Below are 11,813 nucleotides of genomic sequence, written 5' to 3'. Positions count from 1 at the left end.
TCTCGCGCAACTGACAAGAAGGCTCACGAAGGCTTGAACTTTTGTGCCAAGCCGTCATAGCAGGCGGGCAGATTTCTTCTCAGGATGTCCGATGACCGAACTGACCAAACTTACCCTCGCCGCAGCGCTTGATGGCTTGAAAGCCAAGGAGTTTTCTTCGCGCGAGATCACCCAGCAATTCGTCGACGCCATTGAAGGCGCGCGGACGCTGAATGCCTATGTGGTCGAAACGCCGGAAAAGGCGCTCGCCATGGCGGACGCGTCCGATGCGAGACTGGCCAAGGGCGAGGGCGGCAAGCTGGAAGGCGCCCCGCTGGGGATCAAGGATCTGTATTGCACCAAGGGTGTGCGCACGACGGCGTGCAGCAACATCCTGGGTGAGTTCACCCCAACCTATGAATCCACCGTCACCCAGAACCTCTGGGATGAAGGCGCAGTCATGCTGGGCAAGCTCAACATGGACGAATTCGCCATGGGTTCCTCCAACGAGACCTCGCGGTTTGGGAATGTCATCAACCCGTGGCGCCGCAAGGGCGACAATCAAGGCCTGACACCCGGCGGCTCGTCAGGTGGGTCGGCAGCATCCGTTGCAGCAGACCTTTGTCTCGCGGCGACAGCTTCCGACACGGGCGGGTCTATCCGCCAGCCAGCCGCCTTCACAGGTACGGTCGGTATCAAGCCAACCTATGGCCGCGCCAGCCGCTATGGCATGGTCGCGTTTGCCTCTTCGCTCGATCAGGCTGGCCCGATCTCCAAGACGGTCGAGGATAGCGCCATCCTGCTGGAAGCCATGTGCAGTCACGACCCCAAGGATTCGACCTCATTGAGCGTCGAAACGCCAGACTGGCGCAGCGATGTGTCCAAGGGCGTAAAGGGCATGCGGATCGGTATTCCGAAAGAATACCGGATGGAGGGCATGTCCGACGAGATCGACAAGCTCTGGGGGCAAGGCATTGCCTGGCTGAAAGCTGCAGGCGCCGAAATCGTCGATATCAGTCTGCCGCACACGAAGTATGCGCTGCCAGCCTATTATATCGTTGCGCCTGCTGAGGCATCCTCAAACCTCGCTCGATATGATGGTATGCGTTATGGCGCGCGCGTAGCCGGGGAGAACCTGACCGCGACCTATGAAGACACGCGGGCTGGCGGTTTTGGAGCTGAAGTCCAGCGCCGCCTGATGATTGGCACTTATGTTCTTTCGTCCGGCTATTACGATGCCTATTACCTGCGTGCCCAGAAAGTTCGCACCAAGATCCTCAATGATTTTATTGAGGCGTTCGAGAGCTGTGATGCCGTACTGACGCCGACCTGTCCGAGCCCGGCCTTTGCGTTTGGCGAGAAAAGCGGCGATCCGGTCGAGATGTATCTCAATGACGTGTTCACGGTGACGGCCAACCTTGCCGGCCTGCCGGGCATCTCCGTGCCCGCTGGCCTGTCCTCAAGCGGCCTGCCCCTCGGTCTACAGGTAATCGGCAAGGCGCTCGACGAGACGGCCTGTTTCCGCGTCGGCGGCGAACTGGAACGCGCAGCAGGTTTCGTGGCCAAGGCGGAGAAGTGGTGGTAGGTTCGGGGGCATGAACATCACCCGTTTTCTCCTTCTCTTTGCTGTCCTGCTTGTCTTCTGCCTCGCCCTGATGGCGGCGATGATGGCGCAATATGGCTACAGCCTGTTTGCCCCGGAAATGCGGTCCATGCTGCTCGTGGCATTCCTCGTGGCTGGCTACGTCTCGTTTCGAATTTCCCGAATCATCGCACGCAGAAAGCGGCGACTAGAGGACCACCCCCAGCCGGGCGGTGCCGGAAAGTCAAAGCTGTCCGGCCTGTTTGGCGGCAAGAGCGCCGCGCAGACGGCGCGCGAAGCACGGGTTGCCGCACGGCGCAAGAAACTGGTCGAGGAAGGAAAGCTGGAAGACACCCCAGAACCTGAACCAGCGGCCGAAAGCGAAGGTCCTGTCCGTGTTGCCCAATCGGCCCCCATCAAGGACCGCATGGCCGCGCGTGCCGAGCGGGTGCGGCGGGCAAAAGAGTCAGGCAAGCTTGATTAGGCCTCAGGCCTTGGATGGCTTGAGTGCTCCGCCGGACTTGCTGTTTGGCCGAATGACAACCTGGTCAAATTCTACTTCTTCCGGCGCATTACCGCCGGGACCTGGTTTGTCGTCATCATCCTCATCAGAATCCCGCTGTATGACCCGCGACAAGTAGATGCCAACCCCGATCAGGCCGCCTACGGGGCCGCATTGCAGCATCATCGCGAAAATCCATAACAGGGGCATGTCAAGGTCCATATCCTGGAGAGATAGCAACATGCCGCCCAGCAGGATGGAGCCCACAGCCACGCCGCCGGCGAATCCCAAGACAAGATGTTTGAGAAAGCCGCGAACCACCGGCTTTTCATCCTCGCCCGAGGCATCCATCATCATCTTGAAAATCATTCCGGCACTCCCTTTTTCCTCCACGAGCGGAATTATTCGCCCATATCCCGAAAATTGGAAGGGTTGGCGCCTATCGAATGGTATTGACGGCTCGACAGTGCGCCGCTCCGGCGGCTAGAACAGCGCCAAATCATACTGCCAGCAGGGAACACTATGTCCGCGCGCACACCATATGTCATCAAGGGCGAAACCGGCGATTGGGAACTGGTCATGGGCCTCGAAGTCCATGCTCAGGTCTCGTCCAATGCGAAGCTGTTTTCTGGCGCGTCCACGGCGTTTGGTGCGGACCCCAACTGCAATGTGTCGCTGGTCGATGCGGCAATGCCCGGCATGCTGCCCGTGATCAACAAGTATTGCGTCGAGCAGGCTATCCGTACCGGCCTCGGCCTGAAGGCGCAGATCAACACCTATTCCCGCTTCGACCGGAAGAATTATTTCTATCCCGACCTGCCGCAGGGCTATCAGATCAGCCAGTTCGCGCACCCGATTGTCGGTGAAGGCGAAATCGAGGTGGATGTCGAGCCCGCGCATGGCGGCGATGCCTATGCTTTCCCGTGCCGCATTGAGCGGCTCCATCTGGAACAGGATGCTGGCAAGTCGATTCACGACATGGACCCGAACTCGACCTATGTGGACCTGAACCGGTCCGGCGTCGCGCTGATGGAAATCGTGTCCATGCCGGACATCCGCACACCTGCCGAAGCGGCCGCCTATGTGAAGAAGCTGCGCGCCATCGTGATCGCGCTCGGCACCTGTGATGGCGACATGGAGAAGGGCAATCTCCGCGCCGATGTGAACGTGTCGGTCTGCCGTCCGGGCCAGTATGAGAAATTCCGCGAGACCGGCGATTTCAGCCATCTCGGCACGCGCTGTGAACTCAAGAACATGAACTCGTTCCGCTTCATCCAGCAGGCCATCGAGTATGAAGCGCGCCGCCAGATCGAGATCCTTGAGGATGGCGGCTCCATCGACCAGGAAACGCGCCTGTTCGATCCGGTGAAGGTCGAGACGCGCTCCATGCGTTCCAAGGAAGACGCGCATGATTACCGCTATTTCCCGGACCCGGATCTGTTGCCGCTGGAAGTCGAGCAGGCCTGGATCGAGGAAATCCGTGCGACCCTGCCGGAACTGCCAGACGAGAAGCGCGCCCGCTTTGAAACCGATTATGGGCTGTCACGCTATGATGCGGGTGTCCTCAGCGCCGACGCCGAAAAAGCCAGCTTCTTCGAGGACGTTGCCAAAGGCCGCGATCCGAAACTTGCGGCGAACTGGGTGACGCAGGAATTGTTCGGCTATCTCAACAAGCAGGACATTGAGCTGGCCGACAGCCCCGTATCTGCCTCCAGCCTCGGCGGCCTGATCGAACTGATCGCCAATGACACGATCAGTGGAAAGATCGCGAAGGACGTCTTTGCCCGGATGATCGAAGGCGAAGGCGAAGCTTCTGACATTGTCGAAAAGCACGGCCTGAAACAGGTAACCGATACCGGCGCGATCGAGAAGATCGTCGACGACATCATGGCTGCCAATCCGGACCAGGTCGCGCAGATCAAGGAAAAGCCCAAGACGATGGGCTGGTTCGTGGGCCAGGTGATGAAGGCTTCCGGTGGCAAGGCCAATCCGAAAGCCGTCAACGATATCCTGAAAGCGAAGCTGGGGCTCTAACCCCTAGAGCTTGGACTTGATGCGATCGGCCAGCACGCCGAGTTTAGCTGTATCTGCCATTTCGCCCGAGCCATGCCGCCCGAGCGCCACATCCTTCCAGCGCGGAATGATGTGAAAGTGCAAATGGTAGACAGTTTGTCCGGCGGGGGCGCCATTGAACTGGGTCACGACCAAGCCATCGGGCGTCAAGGCAGCTTCGACAGCCTGCGCCACTTTCTGCACAGCTGCCATATAGGGGCCGAGCTTGTCGACGTGCATGTCGAGCAGGTTGCGCGCTTCCACGCCCTTCGGCACGACGAGCGTGTGACCTTCGCTCTGGGGGAACACGTCCATGAAAGCGAGTGCAGCGTCATCCTCATAGACTTTGACGGCGGGCATTTCACCGCGCAGGATCTTGGCGAAGATATTGTCGGGATCGTAGGCAGCGTGAAGAGTCATGACGAGGACGAACTTTCTAGTTTGTGTGGGGAGGGATGCCGTAGTTTCAGAAATGTGGCTCTCAGGAAGCGCCACAGGACAAATAACGAGAGCCAGTCGAGCATGAACAAGGCGGCCACAGCCCAGGCGCGCCAATATTTTCTCCGTACCGGATCCGGGGCTTCCCCCGTCGCTTCTACGAGACGGTCCTCCGCGGTTTCGACCATTTCCCGGAGATATGCCTTCGCGTCTTCCAGTTGCGATGTCGGAAGCCGGACAGGGATTCCCCCAAGGGCCGGAACCAACAGCCAGTTCACGGTCGCATGATTGTAGTTGTCGATAGAGGCGTCGAACCCTGCATACTGCAACGCTGCACAGACGATGAGGGCCTCTTCGACCCGGCCATAGTTCCTGAGGACGGCAGACTCGCTCATTCGCCCTTCTTAAAGGGTGTTCGTTCGGTGAGATAGCCCATGTCGGATTCTACCGCTTCGCGTTCGCGCTCCAGATAGTCGGCTATGGCGTGGCGAAGGCCGGGATGGGCTATCCAGTGGGTGGAATGGGTGGTGACGGGCGTATAGCCACGGGCCAGCTTGTGTCCGCCCTGAGCACCTGCTTCGACGAAAGCCAGCTTGCGCTCGATGGCGTAGTCGATGGCCTGATAGTAGCAGGTCTCGAAGTGCAGCATTGATCTGTGCTCGGTACACCCCCAGTAGCGGCCATAGAGTGTGTCGGAGCCGATTAGATTCATGGCACCGGCAATCGGCGCTCCGTCTGACATGGCGAAGATAAAGAGGAGATCGTCGGCCATCCGTTCTCGCAAGAGTGAGAAAGTGTCTCGGGTCAGATAGGGCGAGCCCCATTTGCGCGTGCCCGTGTCCATGTAGAATATGTAGAACGCATCGAGATGAGCTTCGGTAATGTCGTCGCCCCGCAGGTGGACAAAGTCCAATCCTTCCTGCGCCTTTGCGCGTTCCTTCCGAAGATTCTTTCGCTTGGACGAGGAGAGGTCGGCAAGGAAATCATCGAACGAGCCATAGTCGCGGTTCTGCCAGTGGAATTGCTGGTCGGTGCGCAACAGCAGGCCCGCCTCCGACAGCATTGTGGCTTCTGCCGGTGAAGCGAAATTGATGTGCAATGAAGATAGCTCGTTCTGCTCGGCCAGTTGGATCGCGCCGGACAGGAGCGCCGTCTGCAGGCGTATTTCATCGGGGCCCGGACGCACAAGCAGGCGACGACCGGTTACCGGCGTGAAGGGCACGGCCCCAAGCAGTTTGGGATAATAGGCTCCGCCTGCGCGCTCATAGGCGTCGGCCCAGGATTGGTCGAAGACGAATTCGCCGCGTGAGTGGGTTTTGCCATAGAGCGGCATCGCAGCCTTGAGTCGGCCAGTTGCGTCGCGGATCAATACATGACGCGGCATCCAGCCCGTATTTGGAGTGGCCGCGCCAGACGTTTCCATCGCGTCCAGGAATTCCCATTTCAGAAAGGGATCGAAGCGTACCCCGGCTGGATTGGCGACCGCGTTCCATTCCTCCGGATCGACCTCCGCCATGGCTGAGGCAAAACTCAATTTCAGCGCGGTGTCATCCATGCTCTGAATCTAGGGCAAGGCGTAGGCCGAGACCAGTCCCGGAGCGAGATGTTCGAAGATGATGGCCACATTTTCATGAACGGCCAGCCGAACCTCATCCAGCGTCCGTACCGTCCAGCACACAATCGGGAGGTCTTCCGGTACGCGTTTGCGGATGCCATCGACGTCCGCGATGTTGATGGCAATGTAGTCAATGCCGTCTGACAATGCGCGTTGAAGAATTGTTTCGAACTCGGATGTGCCAATCTTGTGGGACGGTCCAATGAGCTGACCGCGCATCACGTCCGATGGGAGGGCCCGTACCGCCTCTTCCGAAAAGCTCATCGCCGCTGCGCGTCCTGCATAGTTCTGAAGCAGCGCACCGGTTCGGCGGCCGAGATCTGCCGGGTCCGTGCGTCCGTCCAGCTTCATTTCTGTCAGCAGGGGCAGCTTGTGTGGCCAGCTTGCAAGCAGGCGTTCGAAGGTCGGCAAGCCATGGATTCCGGCGATCATTATGTCCTGCAGGTCGTCCGACGTAAGATCCTCTACACGGTCAGGGCGCCCGGCAAGGCGGTCCAGTGTGTCATCATGGAAAACGACAAGGTTTCCATCTAAATCGGGGCGGATATCGAACTCCATGCCGAGCCCGTACTGTGCCGCCGCATCAAAGGCCGCCATCGTATTCTCAGGTGTTTTGCGTCCGGACCACAGGCCTCTATGTGCGTAGGCGAAGTCCGTGAGCGTGAATGCCTGTGCCATCTAGTCGGCAATTTCGAAGATGCCATCGACTTCCACGGCGACGCCCAGAGGCAGTTCGGGGCATGACACAGCCGATCGGGCATGACGGCCGGCCTCGCCGAATACGTCGACCATAAGATCTGAACATCCATTGATGACTTGCGGGATGTCAGTGAAGCCGGGCGCGACGTTCACAAAGCCGCCGAGTTTTACCACGCGCTTGATACGGGACAGGTCGCCAATGGCAGCTTTGCACTGGGCGATCAGGTTGATCCCACAGAAGCGGGCGGCCTGCTGACCTGCGGAGAGTTCCATGTTCTCGCCGAGGCGTCCCTTGATGAGGCCGTCAGCGGATGCGCTGACCTGACCGGACACGAACAGCATGTTGCCGCTGATGACATAGGGGACATATGTGGCGACCGGTTTCATGGGTTCCGGCAGTTCGATGCCGAGTTCATCAAGACGGGTTTCGGGGGTCGACATGGCGCGCTCCTTGAAAATGGTGTTGCGTTTTCACTAGACCGCCAAGGGGCGGGGCGCAAACGCCGTTCACCGGGGCGCGTTCTTCACCCGCGCTGACCGGCCTGTGATCACGGCTTCGGCGCCGAACTTCTGCCGGGCCAGGTCCGACGCGCGCTCTGCCGCCGCGCGCTTCGCGACGAGAGGGTCGAGCAGGTCGACAGCGTCCGAGCGATGCTCTGACAGGTCGGAAATACCAACTCCGATGAGACGAAAGCGTGTCCGGCCATTGGTTTCCTTGGCCAGCAACACTTTGGCATTCCGAAACAGGGTCTGGGCCAGCTGGGTGGGCTCTGACAGGGACATGCGCCGCGTAAGGGTCCGGAACTCAGCGGTCTTGAGTTTGAGCGTGATGACATTGCCGACAAGGCCCGTGGCCTTGGCACGGTCTGCCGTTTTTACGCAGAGGCGCCAGAGCTGGTCTTCCAACCAGGCCGGGTCTGACATGTCGTCATTGAACGTGGTCTCGGAACTGACCGACTTGCGCTCCTCATCATTCCGGACCGGCCGGTTATCGATGCCATGCGCCCGATTCTTCAGCCACATTCCGGTCTCGCCATAGCGCCCGATCAACTGTTTCAACTCCGTCCGTTGGAGGTCTTCGATCGTATCGTACCCATCCCGGGTCAGTTTCTGGGCCAGTTTCGGGCCCACGCCATGAATGAATCCAATGGGTCTCGGTGCGAGTAAGGCTTCGGCTTCGTCTGCGCCGATGACGGCAAAACCTCTCGGCTTGTCCAGTTCGCTTGCGGTCTTGGCCAGGAATTTGTTGGTCGACAGGCCTATCGAGACAGTGATCCCGATATCGCGCTCAATCTCTGCTGCAAGCCGGGCGAGGGACACGGCCGGCGGCGCCTTGTGAAGGGTGCCCGTGCCGCTGAGGTCCAAATAGGCCTCGTCGACCGAGACGGGCTAAATCATGGGCGTCAGCGCCTGCATCTTTTCGCGCATCTGGTGGGCGGCGAGCCGGTACTTTTCGCCATTCGGCTTGATCACGACGGCGTCCGGGCAGGCCTTGAGCGCCTTGAACATCGGCATGGCCGAGCGGACGCCATAGAGACGGGCGATGTAACAACACGTAGATACGACTCCCCTTTTTCCGCCGCCCACAATGACTGGCCGGTCTTTCAGGGAGGGATCGTCGCGTTTTTCGATGGCTGCAAAGAAGGCGTCGCAATCGAGATGAGCGATGGCCAGCGTTGTGATGTGTTTATTGCGGATTACACGATGCCGCCCGCAGCGAGGGCAGGCGTCGCTGTCGTCGTCTGAAAGGTGAAAACAGTCTCTGCAGAGCGTGTACATGGCCCCGTGTTCATGCCATGTTCCGGCGCCCGCGGCAATCAATGGGACGCAAACACGTAAACCAGTGTTAACGATTTCGGGTGTAGCTGGCAAAAGAGCTCTTAGAATCGTCCCGAATCAGAGGCACCAACTCAATCATGACGAAGTCGCACACCAGGAAAGTTCTGGTTGTTGAGGATAACGAACTCAACATGCGCCTTTTCTGTGACTTGTTGGACGCTTTCGGTTTTGAAACCTTCCAATGTCGCGATGGTGCCAAGGCTGTCGAGATTGCACGCCAGGAACTGCCGGACCTCATCATCATGGATATCCAGCTGCCGGAAGTTTCAGGTCTCGACATCACGCGATGGCTCAAGGACGATGACAAGGTCGCGCACATTCCGGTTCTGGCCGTCACGGCATTTGCCATGCGCGCGGATGAGCAGCGGGTTCGTGAAGCTGGCTGTGAGGGGTACCTTTCCAAGCCCATCCAGATTGCAACCTTCATCAAGGCGGTTGAGGCATTGATGCCCAAGGAGGCAGCGTGACAGCACGCGTCCTCGTCGTAGATGACATCGAAGCGAACCGACGCCTCCTGCAAGCCAAGCTGGAGGCTCAATATTATACGGTCATGCTGGCTGAAAACGGGATCGAGGCGCTCAGCATGGTGGAGCGTAGCGAGCCTGACATTATCCTTCTGGACGTGATGATGCCCGGTATGGACGGGTATGAAGTTTGCCGCCGCCTGAAGGAAAACCCTGCCACTGCGCATATACCCGTCGTCATGGTTACGGCCCTGAATGATGCCGAGGATCGCGTCCGGGGCCTGGACGTCGGGGCGGAAGACTTCCTGACCAAGCCGGTTGATGACTTTGCCTTGATGGCGCGTATGGGGGCCATCACCCGATATAATGCTGTTGCGTCAGAGCTTCGCCAACGTCAGGCCAGCGGCCTGCGAGCGGGCATTGATGGCGACGAAAGTCTCAACGTCAAAGACCAGCCAGCACGCCTCTTCGTGGTGGACGACAATCCCAGATCATCGTCGCGCGTCGCTGAAACCCTGCGGTCTGGTGGTCATACGGCCATTACACTGCTGGAGGCGGGCGGCATGAAAGGGTTGAATGAGCTTGGCGTGGATATTCTCGTCCTGTCCATGCTCAGTGATCGTTATGACGCCCTGAAACTCTGTGCGCACTTCAAGATGAATGAAGCGACACGCGCGATTTCAATTCTGTTGATTTGCGATCCGGATGATCGGCCGAGGGCTGGAAAAGGTCTTGATCTGGGTGCAAGCGACGTCATTTTTGCACCCGTCGACAAGCAGGAATTGCTGGCTCGTGTCCGGACGCAGGCACGGCGAACCCGCTATATCGAGGCATTGAGAGACCGCGTGGATCGTGGTCTTGAATTGTCGGTCATCGATCAACTCACCGGCCTCTACAATCGTCGGTACATGAACAACCAATTGGAACAATTGATTCAGCGCTCCCAGATGGGCGGACGACCCGTATCGGTGGTTATGGCCGACATCGACCATTTCAAAGCAGTGAACGATACATATGGTCATGATGTCGGAGATGAAGTCCTGCAAGAAGTGGCCAAGCGCCTGAAGGTCAATAGCCGCGTCATGGATGTGGTCTGTCGCCCGGGTGGCGAAGAATTCATGGTCATTATGCCAGATACGCCGGGTGATCTCGCTTGCGCAGCAGCCGAGCGAATCCGCCGATCTGTCGCGGCTGAGCCATTCATTGTGAATAGTGGTGCGCGCGAAATTTCCATTACGCTCAGCGCTGGCGTTTCCACCATTAACGGCGCTCATGATACGATTGCTGATCTGACCAAGCGCGCGGATACGGCGCTCTATCAAGCCAAGTCTGCTGGCCGGAACAGAGTGGAAAGTCTTGCTGCCTGATTGACTTGAGCCGCCGCCCGTCGCAAGGCGCTGCTCATGAATGACCGGTTCTCGGCGTTTCGCCATTCTTCCTATCGCAGATACTTCCTGTCTCGCTTCATGACATCGCTTGCGGCGCAGGTCGTTTCTGTCGCCGTGGCGTGGCAGATGTATGATGTTACCCAGAACGCGGCGCTTCTCGGTTGGATCGGCCTTGTCCAGTTCCTGCCAGCCCTGTTGTTGGTCGTGGTGACAGGTGTCGCATCGGACCGGCTCGGTCGCCGGAATGTCATGGGAGCCTCAGTCAGCGTCGAACTGGTATGCGCCGGGGTGATTTTGGCGCTCGCGCTGACGGGACGATTTGATCCTCTGATCGTTCTCGCGACCCTCACTGTCTTTGGCGTCGCACGCGCATTCTATACGCCTGCTTCGTCGAGTCTTGCGGTCAATTTGGTGCCGCGTGATGACTTCGCCAATGCTGTGGGCTGGCTTGCATCATCCTGGCAGGCGGCGTCGATCCTCGGGCCTGTGGCAGGTGGCTTGCTATATGGTGTCGGGGCGGGGTTTGCGTATGGAACGGCTGTCAGCCTGTTTGCCATATCGGCCATCCTGATTTTCTCGATCCCGAAACCTCCCCAGCGTATCGAGCGCGAGCCAACGACACTCAGCGTGCTGTTGGGCGGGTTCAAATATGTGTTCAATCAGAAAGTTGTGCTGGGCGCGATCTCTCTGGATTTGTTCGCTGTGTTGCTGGGCGGCGCCGTGGCGTTGCTGCCGATCTATGCGCGGGACATATTGGAAATTGGTGAAGAGGGGCTTGGCTTGTTGCGCGCGGCGCCCGGCATTGGCGCACTCATTATGCTGGCGATCATCACGGCGTTTCCGATCAAGGACCATGCCGGCCTGATACTATTCGTGTCGGTCGCGCTCTTCGGGATTTCCACCGTCGTGTTCGGGTATTCGAATGTCGTCTGGCTATCCATCGTCGCGCTGATCTTCGTTGGAGCCTTCGACATGGTGTCGGTCTATATCCGCGAAGTTCTCCTGCAGCTCTGGACACCTGACCAAGTGCGCGGGCGGGTCAATGCCGTGAACTCGATTTTCCTGGGCGCGTCCAATGAACTGGGCGAGGCGCGGGCCGGATTCATGGCCGCCAAATGGGGCGCCGTCTTCACGGTCGTAGCGGGCGGCTATGCGGCCGTCGGCGTGGCTGCGGCTTGGTCAGTCCTGTTCCCCGGTATCCGCAAGACACGAGACCTGCATCATGGCGTGCCGGAAGAATAGGCAACAAAAAACC

At 58.9% G+C, this 11,813-nt stretch carries 12 protein-coding genes and 1 pseudogene; 6 read left to right on the top strand and 7 right to left on the bottom strand.

Annotated features, from left to right (window positions below; translation table 11 throughout):
* Positions 1 to 91 precede the first annotated feature (91 nt).
* Both gatA and B2344_RS13320 read left to right on the top strand, forming a co-directional pair.
* Positions 92 to 1,564 carry an Asp-tRNA(Asn)/Glu-tRNA(Gln) amidotransferase subunit GatA gene (gatA, locus tag B2344_RS13325; RefSeq protein ID WP_290485382.1) on the top strand — a complete coding sequence of 491 codons (1,473 nt, stop codon included), beginning with the start codon at positions 92 to 94 and terminating at the stop codon, positions 1,562 to 1,564.
* Between the two features lie 10 nt (positions 1,565 to 1,574).
* Positions 1,575 to 2,045 carry a hypothetical protein gene (locus B2344_RS13320; protein ID WP_290482989.1) on the top strand — a complete coding sequence of 157 codons (471 nt, stop codon included), beginning with the start codon at positions 1,575 to 1,577 and terminating at the stop codon, positions 2,043 to 2,045.
* A 3-nt stretch (positions 2,046 to 2,048) separates the two neighbouring features.
* On the opposite strand, the gene B2344_RS13315 is transcribed toward B2344_RS13320, so the two are convergent.
* A complete protein-coding gene (locus B2344_RS13315) occupies positions 2,049 to 2,432 on the bottom strand; it encodes a hypothetical protein (RefSeq protein WP_290482990.1) in 384 nt (127 codons plus the stop codon).
* Between the two features lie 153 nt (positions 2,433 to 2,585).
* Between B2344_RS13315 and gatB the strand changes: the two genes are divergently transcribed.
* A complete protein-coding gene (gene gatB, locus B2344_RS13310) occupies positions 2,586 to 4,097 on the top strand; it encodes an Asp-tRNA(Asn)/Glu-tRNA(Gln) amidotransferase subunit GatB (RefSeq protein ID WP_206993041.1) in 1,512 nt (503 codons plus the stop codon).
* 3 nt (positions 4,098 to 4,100) lie between these two features.
* Here gatB and B2344_RS13305 read toward each other — a convergent pair whose 3' ends face one another.
* The 6 genes and pseudogenes from B2344_RS13305 to B2344_RS13280 form a co-directional block, all read right to left on the bottom strand.
* Entirely contained in the window at positions 4,101 to 4,535 is a 435-nt protein-coding gene (locus tag B2344_RS13305) for an HIT family protein (RefSeq protein ID WP_290482991.1), read from the bottom strand.
* Positions 4,532 to 4,948 (bottom strand): hypothetical protein, encoded by a 417-nt coding sequence (locus B2344_RS13300; protein ID WP_290482992.1) that lies wholly within the window; start codon positions 4,946 to 4,948, stop codon positions 4,532 to 4,534. The genes B2344_RS13305 and B2344_RS13300 overlap by 4 nt, the downstream gene beginning before the upstream one ends.
* Positions 4,945 to 6,108 (bottom strand): GNAT family N-acetyltransferase, encoded by a 1,164-nt coding sequence (locus B2344_RS13295; RefSeq protein ID WP_290485381.1) that lies wholly within the window; start codon positions 6,106 to 6,108, stop codon positions 4,945 to 4,947. The genes B2344_RS13300 and B2344_RS13295 overlap by 4 nt, the downstream gene beginning before the upstream one ends.
* A gap of 9 nt (positions 6,109 to 6,117) precedes the next feature.
* Positions 6,118 to 6,846 carry a glycerophosphodiester phosphodiesterase family protein gene (locus B2344_RS13290; protein WP_290479131.1) on the bottom strand — a complete coding sequence of 243 codons (729 nt, stop codon included), beginning with the start codon at positions 6,844 to 6,846 and terminating at the stop codon, positions 6,118 to 6,120.
* A complete protein-coding gene (locus B2344_RS13285) occupies positions 6,847 to 7,308 on the bottom strand; it encodes a RidA family protein (RefSeq protein ID WP_290479130.1) in 462 nt (153 codons plus the stop codon).
* 66 nt (positions 7,309 to 7,374) lie between these two features.
* A pseudogene (locus B2344_RS13280) lies at positions 7,375 to 8,646 on the bottom strand (DNA polymerase IV).
* 137 nt (positions 8,647 to 8,783) lie between these two features.
* Here B2344_RS13280 and B2344_RS13275 point away from each other — a divergent pair.
* The 3 genes from B2344_RS13275 to B2344_RS13265 are packed head-to-tail and all read left to right on the top strand — an operon-like array spanning position 8,784 to position 11,800.
* Positions 8,784 to 9,173 carry a response regulator gene (locus B2344_RS13275; RefSeq protein ID WP_034813323.1) on the top strand — a complete coding sequence of 130 codons (390 nt, stop codon included), beginning with the start codon at positions 8,784 to 8,786 and terminating at the stop codon, positions 9,171 to 9,173.
* Positions 9,170 to 10,537 carry a PleD family two-component system response regulator gene (locus B2344_RS13270; protein WP_206993048.1) on the top strand — a complete coding sequence of 456 codons (1,368 nt, stop codon included), beginning with the start codon at positions 9,170 to 9,172 and terminating at the stop codon, positions 10,535 to 10,537. The genes B2344_RS13275 and B2344_RS13270 overlap by 4 nt, the downstream gene beginning before the upstream one ends.
* 36 nt (positions 10,538 to 10,573) lie before the next feature.
* Entirely contained in the window at positions 10,574 to 11,800 is a 1,227-nt protein-coding gene (locus B2344_RS13265; protein ID WP_290485380.1) for an MFS transporter, read from the top strand.
* Positions 11,801 to 11,813: the final 13 nt, after the last annotated feature.

It is taken from the genome of Hyphomonas sp. UBA3195 (assembly GCF_002366485.1).
Taxonomy (GTDB): Bacteria; Pseudomonadota; Alphaproteobacteria; order Caulobacterales; family Hyphomonadaceae; genus Hyphomonas.
This window is presented reverse-complemented; position numbering and strand designations above follow the sequence as displayed.

Excerpts from the sequence above, each read along its gene's own strand:
- B2344_RS13300 (WP_290482992.1), bottom strand. The coding sequence starts at position 4,948 with ATGAGCGAGTCTGCCGTCCTCAGGAACTATGGCCGGGTCGAAGAGGCC.
- B2344_RS13305 (WP_290482991.1), bottom strand. The coding sequence starts at position 4,535 with ATGACTCTTCACGCTGCCTACGATCCCGACAATATCTTCGCCAAGATC.
- B2344_RS13290 (WP_290479131.1), bottom strand. The coding sequence starts at position 6,846 with ATGGCACAGGCATTCACGCTCACGGACTTCGCCTACGCACATAGAGGC.
- B2344_RS13295 (WP_290485381.1), bottom strand. The coding sequence starts at position 6,108 with ATGGATGACACCGCGCTGAAATTGAGTTTTGCCTCAGCCATGGCGGAG.
- B2344_RS13285 (WP_290479130.1), bottom strand. The coding sequence starts at position 7,308 with ATGTCGACCCCCGAAACCCGTCTTGATGAACTCGGCATCGAACTGCCG.
- B2344_RS13315 (WP_290482990.1), bottom strand. The coding sequence starts at position 2,432 with ATGATTTTCAAGATGATGATGGATGCCTCGGGCGAGGATGAAAAGCCG.
- B2344_RS13320 (WP_290482989.1), top strand. The coding sequence starts at position 1,575 with ATGAACATCACCCGTTTTCTCCTTCTCTTTGCTGTCCTGCTTGTCTTC.
- B2344_RS13265 (WP_290485380.1), top strand. The coding sequence starts at position 10,574 with ATGAATGACCGGTTCTCGGCGTTTCGCCATTCTTCCTATCGCAGATAC.
- B2344_RS13275 (WP_034813323.1), top strand. The coding sequence starts at position 8,784 with ATGACGAAGTCGCACACCAGGAAAGTTCTGGTTGTTGAGGATAACGAA.
- gatA (WP_290485382.1), top strand. The coding sequence starts at position 92 with ATGACCGAACTGACCAAACTTACCCTCGCCGCAGCGCTTGATGGCTTG.
- gatB (WP_206993041.1), top strand. The coding sequence starts at position 2,586 with ATGTCCGCGCGCACACCATATGTCATCAAGGGCGAAACCGGCGATTGG.